Origin of the sequence: Aquidulcibacter paucihalophilus (genome assembly GCF_002105465.1) — a bacterium.
Taxonomy (GTDB): domain Bacteria; phylum Pseudomonadota; class Alphaproteobacteria; order Caulobacterales; family Aquidulcibacteraceae; genus Aquidulcibacter; species Aquidulcibacter paucihalophilus.
Window position 1 is genome coordinate 46966 of sequence record NZ_NCSQ01000069.1, and the last position, 17648, is coordinate 64613.

Genomic DNA, 17648 nt, shown 5'->3' on the forward strand with positions numbered 1-17648 from the left:
TGTTCAAACCAATTCTAGTTTCGCCCCGTATGGGATGGCTTGGCATGGTTAACAAAGTCTTGATAAATGCGATTCTGGGCTGATTTCCGGCGGTAGAAGTGATGGATTTTGAAAAAGTTGAAGTAAGAAGTCGGGCAGAGCTGCGCGCCTGGCTGTCTGAAAATGCCGCGGCCGTTGGCAAGAGTATTTGGCTTGTAACCTTCAAAAAGGGCAAAGGCCCAAGCGTCAGCTATGATGATATTGTTGAAGAGGCCATTTGTTTCGGCTGGATTGATTCTCGAGTTTCTAAACTGGATAAAGACAGAACGATGTTGCTGTTGTCGCCTCGGCGCGTGTCCAGTTCGTGGTCTGCTGTGAACAAACGGCGGGTCGAAAAACTTCTAGAGCAGGGATTGATCACCCCAAGTGGGCTTTCCATGATTGAACAAGCCAAAGCAAGTGGCGCATGGGACCGTTTGAATGAAGTCGATGCCTTGATTGAGCCAGACGACCTCAAATCCGCTTTGGCGGCAACAGCCTTTGCCATGGAGAATTGGAACTTGATGGCGGCCTCTAGCCGGCGCGGTATTTTGGAGTGGATTGGTTCTGCGAAACGCCCAGAAACACGGGCAGAGCGGGTGGAGCGCACCGCTCAGCTTGCCGGCAAAGGCCTAAAGGCTAACTTCCCGGATGGCCGCAATAGGATCGCTGGCGCAATCGGGCCAGAGACGGCCTAAAGCATGTCCTCATAGAAAGCACCGACCTTCAAGGTCGGATCGATAAGATGAATTTCAAGGATCCAACAAGCAGGTGAAGGCGTCTTACCAAAAGCCTTCAGTTTACCGCTGTGATGGACACGGTGCGGGAAGGCACCGATCCGGTGACCTGACGCCCCTTCGAGTGCCAAGGTCCGGCCGCGCTTGGCAGCTTCTGTCTTGGCAAAGTCATAAAGCTCTAGCCCATTGGCTCCAGTTTCGGCCCAATGGGCCTTTACCGCTGCAAACACCGCTTTAGAATCTTCGATCAGGCTGTGAAAGGCGGGAACTTGGCCTAAGGTGAACGCTGAACCGACGTCGCCTTCATGGCCGTCATAGCAAGGGCCGATATCGAGGAAAAAGATATCATCCGCCTCCAAAACATGGGGCGTGGCTGGTGCTTGGCCAAAGGGCAAAAGCGTATTGGGGCCAAAGCGCACTTGGCTTGCATGCCACAGTCTTTCAGCGCCACTATCGAGAATGGCTTGATCGACAATGGCTTTGCCGTCGAGATCATTCATGCCGGGCTCGATCATAGCTGCGGCGCGGGCCAAGGTCTCCCAAGCCCGTGCCTGCGCCGCTTCTTGCAATTCCAAGCTGAAATGGGCGTGATTAGCTTCGCGGGGATCGAGCAAGCCAGTCACTTAGCCGCGCCCACGATAGGGCGGCACGCCTTGGTCTGGAATCCAGACGCCCTCTGGCACGGGCCCCGTCGCATAAAAGACGTCAATAGGAATGCCACCGCGCGGGTACCAATAGCCCCCGATCCGCAACCAAGTTGGGGCCAATAGCTCAACCAAGCGTTTGCCGATTGCCACGGTGCAATCTTCGTGGAATGCCCCATGGTTACGGAAGCTTGTGAGAAACAGCTTCAGACTTTTGCTTTCCACCAACCAGTCGCCAGGCACATAATCGATAACCAAATGCGCAAAGTCGGGTTGTCCCGTGACAGGGCATAGGCTTGTAAACTCGGGCGCCACGAAGCGCGCGAGATAGGCGGTACCTGAATGGGGATTGGCGACGCGCTCCAGTATAGCCTCTTCGGGAGAAGCATAACCACGAACGTCTTGGCCGAGGGTGCCCAGACCCTCATAAATAGAAGAATTGCTCATAGGGCTCATGTAGCGCTAAATCGAACTTCGTGCACCTCGTCACTGCACGCCGCATACATCATTACTCCGCAACTGTGCCAAATTGTGCTTCAAACCGAGCAAGAGTGCAGCAGAGGCGATGATTAGCACGTTGTTTTGTTGCCAATCTGGGCAGAGGGCACTAGCGTGAGGTCACGGGGGTGAAAGCGACCCAAAAGTGTCGCACCCACAGAAACCTGTTTAAGGGGGGTTGAATGGCTGAAACCAAACCGGCGACCGGACTTAGTCGAATTTTCGCGCGTAAGTCTGTCGCTCAAATCATGAGCGAGAACGAAAAGAGTGAGTTGAAGCGGACCTTGGGTCCTATCAATTTGGTTCTTTTGGGAATTGGTTGCATCATCGGGGCCGGTATCTTTGTTCGGACGGGTAATGCGGCTGCCTTGCACGCAGGCCCTGCTGTGATGTTGTCCTTCGTCGTCGCAGGTCTCGTCTGTGCCTGTGCCGGTCTTTGCTATGCAGAATTGTCTTCAACTTTGCCGGTTTCAGGCTCTGCTTATACCTATTCCTACACGACCTTGGGCGAATTTGCTGCCTGGATCATGGGCGCGCTCTTGTTGCTGGAATATGGGCTTGCGGCCTCTGTCGTGGCGGTGGGGTGGTCAGGCTATGTTGTCAGTCTTCTGGGAGACTTTGGCCTTATCATACCGCCAGAATTCACCGGTCCTATGAACCATGTGACGACTTTAAAAGATGGCACGACTTTGACCACCATATTCAACGTCCCAGCCTTTTTGGTGACCTTGATTCTGGCCTGCTTATTGACCATCGGGATTTCTGAATCCAGCCAAGTCAACAACATCATTGTGGCGATCAAGGTCACGGTGATCGTGGCATTCATTCTGATCGGCGGCTATAAAGTCCTGACCCACTTACCGGAATTGTCAAAGAATTGGGTGCCGTTCATCCCGGAAAATGAAGGTGAGGGCAAGTTCGGGTGGGAAGGTGTCTTCCGCGCTGCCTCTATCGTCTTCTTTGCTTATATCGGCTTTGAAGCGGTTTCGACCGCTGGCCAGGAAGCGAAAAACCCGAAAAAAGACATGCCAATCGGCATCATTGGGTCCTTGCTGGTCTGTACGATCCTCTACATGCTGGTGGCAGCCGTTTTGACCTTGCTAGTCAATTACAAGGAATTGAACGTGCCTGATCCGGTGGCCGTAGCTGTGGATTCTATGGGTCCACAATGGGCTTGGTTCGCCATGACCATTAAGGCTGGTGCGATCATTGGTCTGACCTCGGTGATCTTGGTTCTGATGTATGGCCAAACCCGGATCTTCTACGCGATGGCCCGCGATGGCCTCCTGCCAAAGATCTTCTCACGCGTGCATCCCAAGTTCCAAACCCCTTGGATCAACACGATTGTGGTTGGTATCATTGTGGCATTTGCGGCCGGCTTGTTCGACATCAACGTCTTGGGCGATGTGACTTCGGTTGGAACCTTGGCCGCCTTTGCCATCGTCTGCGTCTCGGTAATTTGGTTGCGTCAGGCGCGTCCAGACCTGCCGCGAGGTTTCAAGGTCCCCCTGTACCCCATTTTGCCAATCTTCGGCATTTTGTCGTGCGGGGCTTTGATCTTCACGGTAGAACAGCGCGTTTTGCACTTCTTCTTTATCTTCCTAGTCGGCGCCACAGCAGTCTATTTCCTCTATGGGATGTGGAACTCCAAGCTTGCCAAAGGTGAATTCGTGACGGGTCATGAGCCTCCCGCAAACGAATTGCCCCACAAACTCGACTAGGATCTCCGCCTAGGTGAAACCTCTGCGGCGGGCCTTCGGGTCCGCCGTTTTCAGTTGAGGGGCATGCGTGCCCGGGGTGGTCAAACCAGGCTGCGCAGGATAGGCCCTTGGCCATGGAACGCATGAGAGCAGATTTGTTACTGGTGGCCCGTGGATTGATCGCCACCCGCGCCAAGGCGCGGGAAGCCATTGAGGGCGGTTTGGTTCGCTCTGGGGACCGCGTCATCGTAAAACCTTCAGAACTTCTAGAGCCAGACTGCCCGCTAACGGCCCAACTGGCTTATCATTGGGTGTCGCGGGCTGGGCTGAAGTTAATCGCCGCTTTGGACGCATTTGGTGTGATGGCGACCGGTCGCTATGCCTTGGATATCGGGGCATCCACAGGAGGTTTTACCCAAGTGCTGCTGAGCCGCGGTGCAGCCCATGTTGTCGCGGTTGATGTCGGGCGGGATCAGTTGGACGCCAGCCTGCGGGGTAATCCCGCCATTACATCGCTTGAAGGGACTGACGCTCGCACGTTAAGCTCTGCCGATTTGGGCGAGCCTGTGCCTGACCTTGTCGTGGTGGATGTGAGCTTTATCGGGTTGGAGAAAGTCTTGCCTTCTGTTCTCGCCCTTGTCGCACCAAGCGCCGACCTCGTGGCGCTGGTAAAGCCGCAGTTTCAAGCAGGGCCTGCACGCGTTGGCAAGCGCGGCCTCGTCGATCCAGCCATAGCCGCAATCATTGCTGAGGAAGTTCGCCAAGAATTAGACGGCCTGTGTGGCTTCAAGGTTTTGGGTGTGATTGAAAGCCCGATTGCCGGGGGCGATGGCAATCGGGAATATCTGTTACATGCGCGACGCGTGGCCGCACAGACGCTTTAGCGCGTGCAAACCATGCAGGGCGGCGGGAAGCTGCCAGGATGCAAGCCGCCTGTCATTGGAACCGGCTGGGTGCCGACATAGGACGCGCGCGGCACGTGCGCCGGCCGGGGAACATCGGCTGGGGCGGCATAGAGAGGCCCACGCCGCTCTCGACCATAATAGGAATGTGGCGAGGGCTGATACCAATCCCCACCAACGACGCGCTGCACACGCGGTTCAGGTGGCGTCAGTCGAGGCGCATGCGGGCGCAGGTCTTGATCCTCAGAAAGATCGGTTGGGCAGGTGACGTTGGCACCACCAATTTGTGATCCCACAAAGGCCCCGACCACAGCGCCGACTAGGATTCCCTCAGGCTGAACGGCTGCGGCCGCCAGAGCTTTGCCTGCAATCCCCCCACCAACAGACCCAATTACGCCACCGGCTGCCCGCGCACCGGATTTGGCCTCAGCACAGGAACCCGAAAAGGCTTCTGGCTGTCCCATGGCGCGCGGCATAGCGGCGCGCTCTGGATCGCCATGGGCTACAGCGGGAGTCACTCCGAAAATGGCGGTCGCACATAGGGTTGCAATCAGAATCGGGTGGATGGCTTGGCGCATTGTCGTCTCCGAGGAAGTCAAAAATCAATGTGTGGCGATCAATAGCCGGGTGGACGCCAGCCTTGCGGGCATTGGCAGACCCAGGTTTGTTGCGGCGGCAAGGTCTGCCCATCTGGCGTCGTTACGGTCTGGATACTCCAACCACAAATCATGCCGCCCTGTTGCATCGTCGCGGCAGGCGCAGGCCAAGACGACATACCCCCCTGGCTCGACCAACTGCTTATCGAGGAAGAAGATGACCAGGACGAACTGCTCGATGCGCTGCTTTCTTGCACCAAAGCAATCGATGAGCCATGGGCGGCAGCTTCATAGCTGCTTGCACGGTCCTTGATTGGGTCAACATGGGGCCGGCTCTCACGCACCCAGGCGGAAGAATGGGTGTGCGTGGTCTGAGCGCGCTTCGGTTTTGGCTGGGGACGACGGTGATTTGACTGGGACGTGGTACCACGTGTCCGGGCCTTTGTGGCGCGGGCCTTTGGTTTGCCGCGATCATGATAGCCATCGCGATAGCCATCACGGTAACCGTCTCGATAGGCTTTCTGCGTGTGTTGGTGATGGGCTGCGTGATGTCCGCCATGGGCTTTTGGTTCACGCACGACCTCTTCGCGCACAAAAGTTTCGGTTGTAGCCGGTGCCACGGTCACATTTTGTCTGACTTCATGCTGCGACACGGTTGATGTGGAGGACGACGCATTTGAACTGCTGCTGCTACTGCTACTGCCTATCGCGCTTGAACCCGAAGCGCCGGGACAGGTCATGTAAACACATTGAGCAAAGGCCGGGGCCGCTAACAAGCCCGAAAGTGCCACACCAAGTAAAACACCGCGCATATTCAAGTCCTTTTCTGGGACGTTCGAATCAAATCTCGACGAAATTCTTTCGTCACTTCGGTTCACTATGCCAAACTCTTCACCATTTTGCGCTGTTCTTCACCAAAACAGGGAAAAGAAAACACAGGCATAGCTTCGATCTATGGAAGTCGAATTGGCACGACAAAGCCGCCCCCCTGTGAAGAGGGGGGCGGCAAAGCGTTGGGCTCTGGCTTTAGTTGACCACTTGCCATTCGCCGCGGTTATCACGGCACATCCAAACTTGCTGACGCTCATAAAGACCGTCTGGACGACGCAAAGCGGCTTCACCCCAACCGCATTCTTGGCGGCTTGCGACAGGTGGGGTGTAGGTGGCTTGGTAGGCGCGATCATGATCGCGGCGGTGGTCGCGACGGCCAGAACGATAGTCGACAAAGCGATCGTCGCGCGAATAGCCATAGTCTTGATAGCCGTTGTTCTGATAGCCTTCCTTGCGCGCAGGGCGCTGGTTAGGCTCATAACCGCGATAGACGGGATCGTCGCACGTAACGCGGCCCTTGGCGATTTGCGAGCCAGCAACCGCACCGACAACCGCACCCAGAACTGTGCCTTCTTTGCGCGCATTACGTCCAGCCAATTGCTTACCCAAAACCGCGCCAGCAACCGCACCAATGGCACCACCGGCCAAACGATTATTGTTCAGGCTTTGTTGGCAGTCTTGGGGGATCGATCCATAGGTGGGATAGCTGTTGTCATAGGTTTGGGCAGAAGCCATGGCGGGGGCTGAAAGGGCCAGCGCGGCAGCCAAGCTTGAGAAAATCAATGTACGCATCACGATGCTCCTTTACAGAGAAGACCCATGAGATAGAGGGGGCAGGTGCAGGCCTTCTGTGAAAGCTAACTTGCAACATCCTCCCTGAACGGCGCATGAGCAGATATGAACAAAAGCATTCAGGAAACTCTCACGCTCAACATTGAGCATATAGGTGCACGCGGCCATGGTGTTTCGCGTGATCAGGACCGTGCGGTCCATGTGCCTTTCACCTTGCCAGGCGAACAAGTCGAAGCAAACCAACGCGGCGATCGGGCAACTTTGGTCAAAGTCTTGCAGCCTTCGAAAGAGCGGGTCGAGGTGGTTTGTGGCCACTTTGGTATCTGTGGCGGCTGTTCCCTGCAGCATTGGGCGGAAGGACCCTATCTGGCGTGGAAGGCGGGTTTGGTTGAGCGGGCATTGCAACGCGTTGGTATCGACATAACCCTACCGCCAACCCAGCCAGCTTGGGGGCACGGGCGCAGACGGGCAACTTTTCATGGCAAGCAAGCAGGCCCACGTTTTTTGTTTGGCTTTACCCAAGCCAAAACCCATCAGATTGCGCCGATCAGCGCATGCCCCGTTTTAACGCCGGGCTTCAATGCTGCCATTCCCCGCTTAGCAATCCTTGCAGAAGCGCTTGCGCCCAAACAGGAAACAATTGATCTCCTGGTTACGGAGACCCCAGTGGGTCTTGATGTCGATGTACGCAATGCCGGCAGGATTGATAAGTTTGAACGTAAAGGGCTCGAACGTTTGGCATCCCTTGCAGAAGCGGCAGACATTGGACGACTGACACTTCACGGCCAGACAGCATTAACCCGGGTCACTCCACGCGTAAAAATGGGTCAAGCGATTGTCGAATTGCCCGCTGGGGCATTTTTGCAGGCGACGCGTGCTGGTGAAGAGGCTTTGGCAGCCCACGTGCTGAAGTGGACTGAAGGCCGGAAGCATGTTGCCGACCTGTTTGCTGGAATTGGCACCTTTGGGCTGCGGCTGAAGGAAAAGGCCCAAGTGCGTGCCATTGAATCTGACGTGCAAGCAGTGGCCGCGATGAAGAAGGCTTCTGACGGTCTAGCGGGGGGAAAAACATTGACTGCTGAGGCCCGTGACTTGTTTCGGGCACCTCTCGCGCCTTTGGAGATGAAAGGGCTAGACGCCATTGTTTTTGATCCACCACGGGCGGGGGCGGAAGCCCAAAGCGCCCAGATTGCACGATCCAAAATTGATCTGGTGGTGGCGATCTCGTGCGATCCAGCCAGCTTTGCCCGCGATGCCCGTATTTTGATCGACGGTGGCTATCGCCTTGCGGAAATAGAGACCTTTGATCAATTTCGCTTCACGCCGCATGTCGAAATTGCGGCCAAATTTGTGCGGTAGCCCACATGCCCTTCTGGATCGACACCAAACTCACCGATATGACCGAGGCCCAGTGGGAAAGTCTGTGCGATGGCTGCGGCAAATGCTGCCTGATCCGACTAGAAGATGAAGATACGGGCGACATCCACACAACCGACGTGCATTGTAAGCTGTTTGATTCAGGTTCGTGCCGCTGTAGCAATTACGCCGAGCGTAAGACCCGCGTACCTGATTGTGTGAAGTTAACGCCTCAGACCTTGGGAGAGCTCACATGGCTGCCCATGACCTGCGCTTATCGGCTGGTGCAAGAAGGCAAGCCCCTGTTTGATTGGCATCCCTTGGTCAGTGGGGACTCCGACAGTGTGCATAAGGCAGGTATGAGCGTTCAGAACCAGACAGTTCCAGAAGGGAAGGTTAAAGTTCGCCATTTGGTCCGGCGTATCAAAATCTGGCCCGGCGAAGAAACCGCCTAAAGCCTTTGCTAGAGATCACGTGCGGCGAAGGTGTCGCAAGCGCGTGTATCGCGGCTTTCAAATCCCTTCTTAAACCAAGCCACGCGTTGCGCGCTTGTGCCATGGGTGAAGCTATCGGGCACCGCAAAGCCTTGCGCGCGCTTTTGCAGGCGGTCATCGCCAACAGCACTGGCAGCTCCCAGCGCCTCTTCAAAGTCACCGGGCTCGAGGGCTTGGGTAATATTGGACTGGGCTGCCCAGAGGCCGGCATAGCAGTCGGCTTGAAGCTCGGTTCGAACCGCCATGGAGTCCGCGCCCTTGCTTTGCCCTTGTTGACGCATCGCGCGGTTGGCTTGGGGCAGGATTCCCGTGACATCTTGGACATGGTGGGCAACTTCATGAGCGATCACATAGGCTTGGGCGAAATCGCCTTTAGCCCCCAGCCCCCGGTCCATTTCTTCAAAGAAGCTTATGTCTAAGTAGATTTTTCTGTCACCCGGGCAGTAAAAGGGGCCAGTCGAGGCGCTGGCCGCCCCGCAGGGCGAGCTGGTTTGGCCGTTAAACAAAACCAAGGTTGCTGGGGTGTAAGTGGCCCCATTCTTGGCAAAATAACGGGTCCAGAAGTCTTCAGTTGAGCCCAATACCGCCGCCACACGGTCTGCGGTCACAGCTTCGCTTCGGCTTGAATTGGCTTTTTGGTCGAGACCGTTTGGTTGACCCGTCTCAGCTTGAAAACCTCCTGATTGGCTTGCAGATCCAGAGCTGGCACCCAAAATCGACATGAAGGTGCCTAAAGTGTCGCCCCCACCAAAAAAGACCAGCAGCAAGACAATGACAATCATGGCGAGGCCTCCGCGGCCCCGCAATGGAAGCCGTGGGCCACCCCCGCCGCCAAAGTTGCCACTACCGCCCCCGCCACGACGATCTTCAATATTGCTCGATCGGCGGATGTCATCCAAACGCATGGCGTGCCCTTTCTGCTCACTCGACCCCATTTCGAGGCGGCTTACACTTAACCCTCTTGCAACCGGCTCGCGCAAGCCCTTCTAGTGCGAGCATGACTGCTGCCCCGCTCTCCATTGTCATCCCAACCCTGAATGCCATGCCCAGATTGGCTGATTGCTTAGCGAGCTTAGTGGCAGGGCTGGGGGCAGGCCTCATTCGCGATGTGGTCGTTGTGGACGCAGGCTCAACCGACCAAAGTGCGGAGCTTGCCCTCGATATGGGGTGCCATGTTCTACAATTAGGACCCGAGGGCCGGGGTAGGGGGCGACAGCTAGCCGCGGGGGCCAAGGCCGCCAAGGGAGACTGGCTCTTGTTTCTTCATGGCGATTCAATCCCCTTAGAAGGCTGGATTGGCGCCTGTGAAGCCCATCTGGCTCATGGACCAGACCAAGCCGCATATTTTCGATTACAGTTTGATGGCCAAGAGCGGTCTGCGAAGCGCATTGCTTTCTGGGCCAATTGGCGCGCCAGCCTCCTCGGCCTTCCTTATGGAGATCAAGGGCTTCTGATATCGCGTAGCCTGTATGAGGCGGTGGGTGGCTATCCAGAACTTGCCCTGATGGAAGATGTCGCCTTGGTGAAAAAACTCGGTAAGTCGCGACTTACTCCCCTCAATGCCAGAGTTGAAACCAGCGCGGAGCGATATCGACGTAGCGGATGGTGGTATATACCCTTGCGCAATCTGTCGCTTTTGGCTGCCTATCTGTGCGGGGTTTCACCTGATCGGCTCAAAGGGTGGTATCGGTGAGGCCGAAACTTCTTATCTTCGCCAAGTCACCGCGAATGGGCCTTGCAAAGACGCGCTTGGCGCGTGGGGTTGGGATGGTTGCCGCCTGGCGCACGAAACGGCGTTTGGATGCCCTGACGTGCCGCGTCGCCCGCTCAAGCCGCTGGGAAACCTTATTGGCGGTCGCGCCCCAACAGGATCTTGCTGCATCATTTCCCGGTGTTTGGCCCGCAAATTTGCGCCGGGTTGGGCAAGGGCAAGGCGATTTAGGACAGCGCATGGCGCGGGGCTTAATCCGGTTTAGTCGCGCGCCAGTCTGTATCATTGGGTCAGATTTGCCTGATTTGAAACGGTCAGATTTAGTGGCAGCCTTTAGGGCCTTAACGCACGCAGACGTCGTGCTGGGGCCTGCAACCGATGGCGGTTATTGGCTGATTGGCATGGCACCACGCGCAGCGCGCCGGGCGCAGCTTGCGCCTGTCCGCTGGTCCAGTCCGCACACGCTTGCCGACACATTAGCGTGTCTGCCCGCGCAATGGCGGGTTGTGTTTCTGCGCGAGCTTGAGGATATAGACGATGCCGCCAGTCTAAAGCGTTCAACGCAAAGATAGGACCCCAGTGCTCGCCAAACCGGCAGACCCCGTAGCACCGGTTGCACCACCTGGCGTGATTGAACCCAAACGCACATTGGCGCTGGCCAGACGTGGGTTATCTTGCGGCTCATAAGTTGGCGGAAGGCCACGGGCCAGCTTTTCGAGGCTTGGTGCGCGCTGGCCAAAACGGCGATGATAAATCCACATATTGCTCATCACACGCTCTGCATAGACGCGGGCTTGGCCATTGGGAGCTGCTTCCATGAACATCAAGGTGTCTTCGGCACCCTTAACACTCGCACTCCAACGGGTCACATTTCCTGGTCCGGCATTATAGGCCATGAACGTGCGGGTCAGACAGTTTGACACCACGCCCATCGCCATCATTTTTTCCAGATAGGCTTCGCCCAGAGTGACATTCAATGTGGTATCGTTGAGCAAGCGCGGATTGCTTGCCAAATCCCGACGGCCCGTCATCCAAGCGGCCGTTCGCGGCATAACCTGCATCAAACCCCGAGCGCCAGCATAGGATTTTGCATCTGTGTCAAATTTCGATTCTTGACGCATCACGGCCAGTACAACCGCGCGGTCAAGCACAAATTCGCCACCCACAGGGCGGAATTGGTCGGGGACAGGGTAGAGGGCTGCCAATGCTGCTGCGGATGAGGACTGCGCGATCCTTTCGGCTACGGGGTCCAAGTTCAAGCTACGAGCCACGGCCAGATAGCCTAAATCGTCCTCGGCCCGCGCCCGGCTCCAACTATTGAAAAGCTCAGCCTCTGCATCCGAAAGGCGACCCACCTCTTTTAAGGCCGCCGCACGGCGTACCCCTGGATCGGTGCGCATCAATCGCGCTGCGCGATCCCTCTCATCTTGGGCTTGAGGAATTCGCAATGTATCCCAGCGCCCGAGCCGCGCCAGCGCCAATTGCCCATAAAAGGTCAATGGATTGGAAGCTGCTTGCTCCAAGAATGATTGCGTCCTGCCCTTATCACCCAGCTTTTCAGAGGCACGTGCGGCCCAAAATGCCCCCGCAGAGCGCGCCCAATCGTCACTCGCGTTCCAATTGGCAGCTGCCGTAAACATGGTTTGGGCGGTTGCAAAATCACCTAAGCGATAAGCTGCAAGTCCGCCAATCCAACCAGCTTGGCCTGATTGCGGGCCAGTTACCGCTTCTCGTGCCATGGCAAGCGCTGTTTCATCATCGCCGACATAAAAGCGCGCGGCCAAGGTATCAATCTGTGCACGATGTGCGCGCGTTGCGCCTTGACCAATGGGAACAGGAATAAAGCTTGGTTCACGCACGACTCCCATGGAGCGGCGGGTCGGCACGGGGTCGGGCCGCTTCAGGCGGAAGGGCGTCGGGACTACCCCCATGATACGGGCTGCTTGAATGGCATCTTCTTGTGCCGCTTGAGCGCGCTCATACACGGCGCTCGCCCCAGCAACATCACCCCAGCGCTCGAGCCAAGCGGCCATCGCGGGCAGATCGGGCGGTGCTGCTGGTGAGATTAAGCGTGCGCGTTCCACATGCGGCTTCAGGGTGCCATCGGAAATGGATGGCAAGACAGCCTCAAGAACAGCTTTTTGATGAGCGGTAGCTGCCGCAAAGGCCTTGCGATAATTGGCTTCATCACTGCTGCTGAGGATATCTGGGCCGGCAACTGTGCCGCGCAATGCGACAGGCGGTGCAGTCGTCTGCGCGAAGGCTGCCGTCGATAAACAAGCAAAGCCGAGGCAGCTAGCAACCAGAATGGGCCTCACGAAAGCGCGCTTAAGTCCGCCAATTTGTGTCACGTCACTTTGGGTCAAACCATCTAGGCCCTTCGCCGAAGTGCTTGATAAGCGCTGGAAATCCATAAGCTTACCAAACCAACTTGCCTACTTGCCCTAACCTTTTTGGTCAGAGGTCCATGACGCCCTCGCCCGACTTACCGAGCATTTCAGGCAGAATTGACGCCTTTTGCCTCGTTTCTGCCCTTGGTGGCAACGCCCAAAGCTGAGATTTCCTGTTCAAATCTTAACAAATCTTGCCAGGCAAGCGCTTTGTCGCGCGGCCTGTTCAACAGATAGGCTGGCGAAATAAGACATTGGGCATAGATCGATGGTTTTGTGGCCTCCAGCCCAAGGCGATATTCAAACGACCGGGTACGCAATTTCATAATGCCATCGGACGTGTTGAGAAGCGTTTGTCCGGTCAGACCGCCCACCATAAGTACCGCTTTGGGGGCCGCAAGCTCGATATGCCGTATCAAGAAGGGGCGGCATAAGGCGACTTCCTCGGCGGTTGGATTGCGATTGCCGGGTGGACGCCAAGGTATAAGGCAGGTCAGATAACAATCTTGCTGCAGTGCAAGCCCGATACTGGCTAACATTTTCGTGAGTAATTCCCCCTCTGGACCCTGAAACGGCTTGCCGAGTTCATCATCTTCGCGAACGGCAGTTTCCCCGATCACCATGATATCGGCACCAACCCTACCGCCGGCAAAAACGGTGGTGCGTGCATTGGCCTTTAGCCCGCAGCCATCAAAGCTCTCCAAAGCTTTATAGAGCGCGTCTAAACTCGAGCAGGATTGGGCCAGCCGTTGAGCTTCAGCAAGCGCATCGACTGGTTTTTTGGCGTTTGTGACGCGCGCGGGCGTGATTTTTGTCTCTGGAGCGGGGGGGGCATTGGCTTGACGCTGAAAAGCCTGGGTACGTGCCCGCAAGGCGGGACCCAAATCATGCGGCTCGAGTCCTGCCAGTTCCCACCACTGTGCCAAGGCTTGGGCGGCGGCTTCTACAGTTAAACTTGGGCGTACATGCATGCCTTCAGCATTCCTATCGCAGATTTTGCGGCGGTTTGGGCGCCTAACTGGTCTTGACCTTCGTCCTTTAAGACCTCGATAAGCATTCGTAAGGCTGATGACAAAGGCAATCTGAAATTTGTCCTCATGCGATAACAGTCTAACTGATCCATGTAGGGCCGAGGCGAAAAGGGGAGTGACGATGGCTTTTGACGCGATTGAGCGTGAATCGATGGAATATGACGTCCTGATTATCGGGGCTGGACCAGCGGGTTTGGCAGCTGCGATCCGTTTGAAACAGCTCAATGAAGACTTGGCTGTCGCGGTGCTAGAAAAAGGCGGCGAAGTTGGGGCGCATATTCTCTCGGGCGTTGTTGTCGACCCAAAGGCTTTGGACGAGCTTTTGCCAGAATGGCGCGATGCGCCAGATCGGCCTTTGACCACACAAGTCGAAAAAGACGAGCTGAAGCTATTGGGGCAAGCGGGTGGTTTGCCTCTGCCCAATTTCATTATGCCACCCCTCATGAATAATCATGGCAATTTCATTGGCTCTTTGGGCCATGTTTGCCGTTGGCTGGGCACCAAGGCCGAGGAATTGGGCGTGGAAATCTACCCAGGCTTTGCAGCTGCCGAAGTTGTCTATGATGAGGCGGGTGCGGTCAAAGGCGTGCAAGTGGGCGATATGGGCATCACGCGCGAAGGCGAAATGGGGCCGGACTTTACCCCCGGCATCAATATTTTCGCCAAATATACCCTGATCGGGGAAGGTGTCCGTGGTTCATTGGCCAAGAAAATCATCGCCAAATATGGTCTTGATGACGGCAAAGAGCCGCAAAAATATGGCATTGGCTTAAAGGAAGTTTGGCAAGTCGCGCCCGAGAAGCATAAGCCCGGTCTTGTGCAACATGCCTTTGGCTGGCCTTTGGATTGGAACACCGGCGGGGGCTCATTCCTCTATCACTGGGGCGATAATCTGGTTTCAGTCGGCTATGTGGTGCACCTAAACTATAAGAACCCATGGCTCAGCCCATTTGATGAGTTCCAGCGCTTCAAGCAGCATCCAGATGTCCGCCCAACCTTTGAGGGCGGCAAGCGCTTGTCCTATGGCGCGCGCGCCATCACCGAAGGCGGCTTGCAATCTGTGCCTAAACTGCCATTCCCGGGCGGGGCGCTCATTGGCTGCTCAGCGGGCTTTGTGAACGTGCCGCGCATCAAAGGCAGTCATAATGCGATGAAGACCGGCATGCTGGCCGCCGAAACCGTTGCAGCAGCCATTGCTGCCGGTCGATCTGGCGATGTGTTGGAAGAGTATCAAGCAGCTTACGAGGCTAGCTGGGTCCATAAGGACCTTCAGCTCGTGCGCAATGTGAAGCCACTTCTCTCAAAGTTTGGTACGATCGTCGGCCTTGGCCTCGGCGGTATTGATATGTGGTGCACCACATTGTTTGGCGGTTGGTCGCCCTTTGGCACACAAAAACATGGCAAAACCGACGCCGCCAGCCTGTTGCCTGCTGATCAATGCCCGAAGATTGAGTATCCAAAACCGGATGGTGTTGTGAGTTTCGATAAGTTATCGTCCGTCTTTTTGTCCAACACCAATCATGAGGAAAACCAGCCAATTCATTTGAAAGTGGCAGACGTGGCGCTGCAAAAGTCGAGTGAATTGGATGTCTTCGCGGGGCCCTCCAACCGCTACTGCCCGGCAGGCGTTTATGAGTGGGTTGAAGATGGGGCTGGAAAGCGCTTCCAAATCAATGCGCAGAACTGCGTCCATTGCAAAACCTGCGATATTAAAGACCCCAATCAGAACATCACATGGACCACGCCTCAAGGCGGGGAGGGGCCGATTTATCAAAACATGTAGGATGGGGCTGAACACAGGCGCGGATTGCGATCACATTTCACAGGCTGGCCTAAGTCTAGCCCTTGTTTGGTCACGCAATCAGCGCCAGTTTAGTCAGTGACCTATCCACGGTCATTCCATCTATCCACGCTACCAGCAGGATATTGCCATGCGCCTTAAAGCTGTCCTTTTTGCGACCACCACCATCCTCATGGGCTCCATGCTTACGGTGCCGATGGCTTGGGCTGCAGCGCCGCCCACCATGGAGCGTACCCCCGATGCGGATAGAGCCAGCGCGATTGCGCGCGAGCGCGCTTATGCGGGCCTCAGCCTTGGCGATGCGATCCGGCAGGCCTTAATTGACGATGATTTGGAGTTTGCCTTCAAGTCGCTTGCCGCTTTAGGACGGGCCTCTGGGGACAATAGCACCGGCCTTTATTACAGCGCGATCAGAGCTTTCAGCCAACAAAACTATCAAGACGTCACTGAAACATTACGCGACAGCGATCCCAGCGACATGTTGACAGCAACCCTGGTAGCCTGGGCTCATGTTGGCCAAGGCCAATGGAACCAAGCGATCAATGCTTGGGAGACCTATGGGGGTGATGGCGAGCGACCGTTCTTCAACGCTTACCGTGCGCTCTTGGCTGAGCAAAATGGGGATACCAAGGCGGCTTTGGGCTTTTATGCGCAAGCTCAAAAAGTCGGTGAACTCCACTTTGTTCGCGATCTAAGCAAGCGCTATGTCACTTTGCTGGTCCAGGCTGGTCAAAACGAAAATGCGGTCAAGGTTTTTGACGAGGTCTTCGGTGATCCCAAAGGACTTGACCTGAATGATACCCAATTTCGCGATACACTAATTGCAGGCAAGCCTGCCGCGCTTTCCAAGCTGTCGCCAGACGCGACCGTTAGCTCTCTCATGAGTAATTATGCCTCGGCCATGATGGTTGCACGTATGTTGCAGGCCGGCGACGAAAAAGAGGAGTCAGACAAGCCAAATGCGGATGAGTCCGCCGACACCTTAGATGCAGATGCCCTATTTGTGGGTGACGCTCTTTTGTTACGCACCGCTCTCAAAATTGACGCCACAAACCACAGCGCGCGCTTCATTCTGTCTGAGGTTTTGGGCAATATTGATGAAGACAAGGCTGCTCTCGCTACCCTCATGCCCATTACATCGGGTGAACGACTGGACGAGGCGCGGCATGCCAAAGCGGCACTGCATTTAAGTCTTGAAGATGCTTCCAGCGCGAAAGCTTTGCTTGATCAAATTCCAGAACGGCTTCGGGATCGGCGCTGGTGGGATTTGCATGCCACTGCCTTAAGCGCTCGCGGTGATTTCAAAGGGGCGTTTGAGAGCGCCAGCAAAAGTGTCGCCGTCGCCAACGGCACGGGCGAGTGGGACGAGGACTTAGCACAATTGAGCTTGATGCGCGCCCATTATGATCTTGGCCGAACCGCAGAAGCTGTTGAAATCGCTCGTAACTTAGTAAAAAAGTTGAAGCCTGAAAACCCCATTCGGGGCTACGCTGGCCTCTTTCTAACTGGGGAACCCACAACCCACCGTGAGGGCCTGCCCGCTGCGCGCGATAGCCTGAAGATGATGGGTGCCGATAGCCGGTCTAAAGTATCTTTGGGCAGCGTCTTGGTGCAATTTCCGACCACGCGTGCCGAGGGCGTTCAATTGCTGCGCGATGCCTTAGAGGAAATGCCGCGTTCGCCAATGTTCATGAATGCCTTGGGCTACACATTGGTGGAGTATGACATTGATCTCGATGAAGGCTTCCAATTGCTGTTGAAGGCCTATGAGTTGCGGCCCTATTCAGGGGCCATCACCGACTCTTTAGGGCGCGCACATTACAAGCTGGGCCAATTGAACGAAGCACAACGCTTGATCGAGAAAGCAGTTGAAATGCGCAAGGACGCGCCAGATCCAGAGATCTACGACAATTTGGGCGATGTCTATTGGCACCAAGGCAAGAAAACCGATGCACGCCGGATGTGGAATATGGCTAAGGACTTTGGCGGGCATTATTTTAAGCAAGAACAATTGGACGAAAAGCTGAGGTCTGGGTTGAAAGGCCCAGCACCGGTTGAACGCACTGCCCCGGTTGTTGCGGAACCAGGCAGTGTTTAAACGACTTCATCCGTCATTTAGGCGCGCGCTGCTCCTTTCAATCATTCCG

The 17648-nt window shown here is 55.9% G+C and carries 17 protein-coding genes; 9 read left to right on the forward strand and 8 right to left on the reverse strand.

Annotated elements, in window-relative coordinates:
• Window positions 1-101 precede the first annotated feature (101 nt).
• A complete protein-coding gene (locus tag B7364_RS05660; protein ID WP_085338959.1) occupies window positions 102-716 on the forward strand; it encodes a YdeI/OmpD-associated family protein in 615 nt (204 codons plus the stop codon).
• On the opposite strand, the gene B7364_RS05665 is transcribed toward B7364_RS05660, so the two are convergent.
• Complete coding sequence (locus B7364_RS05665) at window positions 713-1378, reverse strand: M24 family metallopeptidase (protein WP_085338960.1); 666 nt, start codon at window positions 1376-1378, stop codon at window positions 713-715. The two genes, B7364_RS05660 and B7364_RS05665, sit on opposite strands and share 4 nt — an antisense overlap.
• A complete protein-coding gene (gene queF / locus B7364_RS05670; protein WP_085338961.1) occupies window positions 1379-1846 on the reverse strand; it encodes a preQ(1) synthase in 468 nt (155 codons plus the stop codon).
• A gap of 233 nt (window positions 1847-2079) precedes the next feature.
• On the opposite strand from queF, the gene B7364_RS05675 reads away from it, so the two are divergent.
• Together B7364_RS05675 and B7364_RS05680 are read left to right on the forward strand one after the other, a co-directional pair.
• Entirely contained in the window at window positions 2080-3618 is a 1539-nt protein-coding gene (locus B7364_RS05675) for an amino acid permease (protein ID WP_085338962.1), read from the forward strand.
• A gap of 113 nt (window positions 3619-3731) precedes the next feature.
• Window positions 3732-4481 (forward strand): TlyA family RNA methyltransferase, encoded by a 750-nt coding sequence (locus tag B7364_RS05680; protein ID WP_085338963.1) that lies wholly within the window; start codon window positions 3732-3734, stop codon window positions 4479-4481.
• Here B7364_RS05680 and B7364_RS05685 read toward each other — a convergent pair.
• The 3 genes from B7364_RS05685 to B7364_RS05695 form a co-directional block, all read right to left on the reverse strand.
• The gene (locus tag B7364_RS05685; protein ID WP_085338964.1) at window positions 4478-5077 is read right to left on the reverse strand and encodes a hypothetical protein; all 600 of its coding nucleotides are present in this window, start codon (window positions 5075-5077) and stop codon (window positions 4478-4480) included. The genes B7364_RS05680 and B7364_RS05685 overlap by 4 nt on opposite strands.
• A 38-nt stretch (window positions 5078-5115) precedes the next feature.
• Window positions 5116-5715 (reverse strand): hypothetical protein, encoded by a 600-nt coding sequence (locus tag B7364_RS05690; protein WP_157893522.1) that lies wholly within the window; start codon window positions 5713-5715, stop codon window positions 5116-5118.
• Between the two features lie 406 nt (window positions 5716-6121).
• A complete protein-coding gene (locus B7364_RS05695; protein WP_085338966.1) occupies window positions 6122-6718 on the reverse strand; it encodes a glycine zipper 2TM domain-containing protein in 597 nt (198 codons plus the stop codon).
• A 105-nt stretch (window positions 6719-6823) separates the two neighbouring features.
• Between B7364_RS05695 and B7364_RS05700 the strand changes: the two genes are divergently transcribed.
• Both B7364_RS05700 and B7364_RS05705 read left to right on the forward strand, forming a co-directional pair.
• Window positions 6824-8077 (forward strand): class I SAM-dependent RNA methyltransferase, encoded by a 1254-nt coding sequence (locus B7364_RS05700; protein ID WP_085338967.1) that lies wholly within the window; start codon window positions 6824-6826, stop codon window positions 8075-8077.
• A gap of 5 nt (window positions 8078-8082) precedes the next feature.
• Window positions 8083-8529, forward strand: coding sequence for a YcgN family cysteine cluster protein (locus B7364_RS05705; RefSeq protein ID WP_085338968.1), 447 nt, complete (start codon window positions 8083-8085; stop codon window positions 8527-8529).
• Window positions 8530-8537: 8 nt separating this feature from the next.
• Here the strand turns inward: B7364_RS05705 and ypfJ are convergent, their stop codons facing one another.
• Entirely contained in the window at window positions 8538-9473 is a 936-nt protein-coding gene (gene ypfJ / locus B7364_RS05710) for a KPN_02809 family neutral zinc metallopeptidase (RefSeq protein ID WP_085339021.1), read from the reverse strand.
• 92 nt (window positions 9474-9565) lie between these two features.
• Between ypfJ and B7364_RS05715 the strand changes: the two genes are divergently transcribed.
• Both B7364_RS05715 and B7364_RS05720 read left to right on the forward strand, forming a co-directional pair.
• On the forward strand, window positions 9566-10261 hold the full coding sequence (locus B7364_RS05715; protein WP_085338969.1) for a TIGR04283 family arsenosugar biosynthesis glycosyltransferase: 696 nt from the start codon (window positions 9566-9568) through the stop codon (window positions 10259-10261).
• Window positions 10258-10851 (forward strand): TIGR04282 family arsenosugar biosynthesis glycosyltransferase, encoded by a 594-nt coding sequence (locus tag B7364_RS05720; protein WP_085338970.1) that lies wholly within the window; start codon window positions 10258-10260, stop codon window positions 10849-10851. The genes B7364_RS05715 and B7364_RS05720 overlap by 4 nt, the downstream gene beginning before the upstream one ends.
• Here B7364_RS05720 and B7364_RS05725 read toward each other — a convergent pair.
• Together B7364_RS05725 and B7364_RS05730 are read right to left on the reverse strand one after the other, a co-directional pair.
• Window positions 10837-12693 (reverse strand): lytic transglycosylase domain-containing protein, encoded by a 1857-nt coding sequence (locus B7364_RS05725; RefSeq protein ID WP_085338971.1) that lies wholly within the window; start codon window positions 12691-12693, stop codon window positions 10837-10839. The two genes, B7364_RS05720 and B7364_RS05725, sit on opposite strands and share 15 nt — an antisense overlap.
• Before the next feature lie 83 nt (window positions 12694-12776).
• Complete coding sequence (locus B7364_RS05730) at window positions 12777-13640, reverse strand: uracil-DNA glycosylase (protein ID WP_085338972.1); 864 nt, start codon at window positions 13638-13640, stop codon at window positions 12777-12779.
• 181 nt (window positions 13641-13821) lie between these two features.
• On the opposite strand from B7364_RS05730, the gene B7364_RS05735 reads away from it, so the two are divergent.
• A complete protein-coding gene (locus B7364_RS05735) occupies window positions 13822-15483 on the forward strand; it encodes an electron transfer flavoprotein-ubiquinone oxidoreductase (protein ID WP_085338973.1) in 1662 nt (553 codons plus the stop codon).
• Between the two features lie 148 nt (window positions 15484-15631).
• Complete coding sequence (locus B7364_RS05740; protein WP_085338974.1) at window positions 15632-17599, forward strand: tetratricopeptide repeat protein; 1968 nt, start codon at window positions 15632-15634, stop codon at window positions 17597-17599.
• Window positions 17600-17648 lie beyond the last annotated feature (49 nt).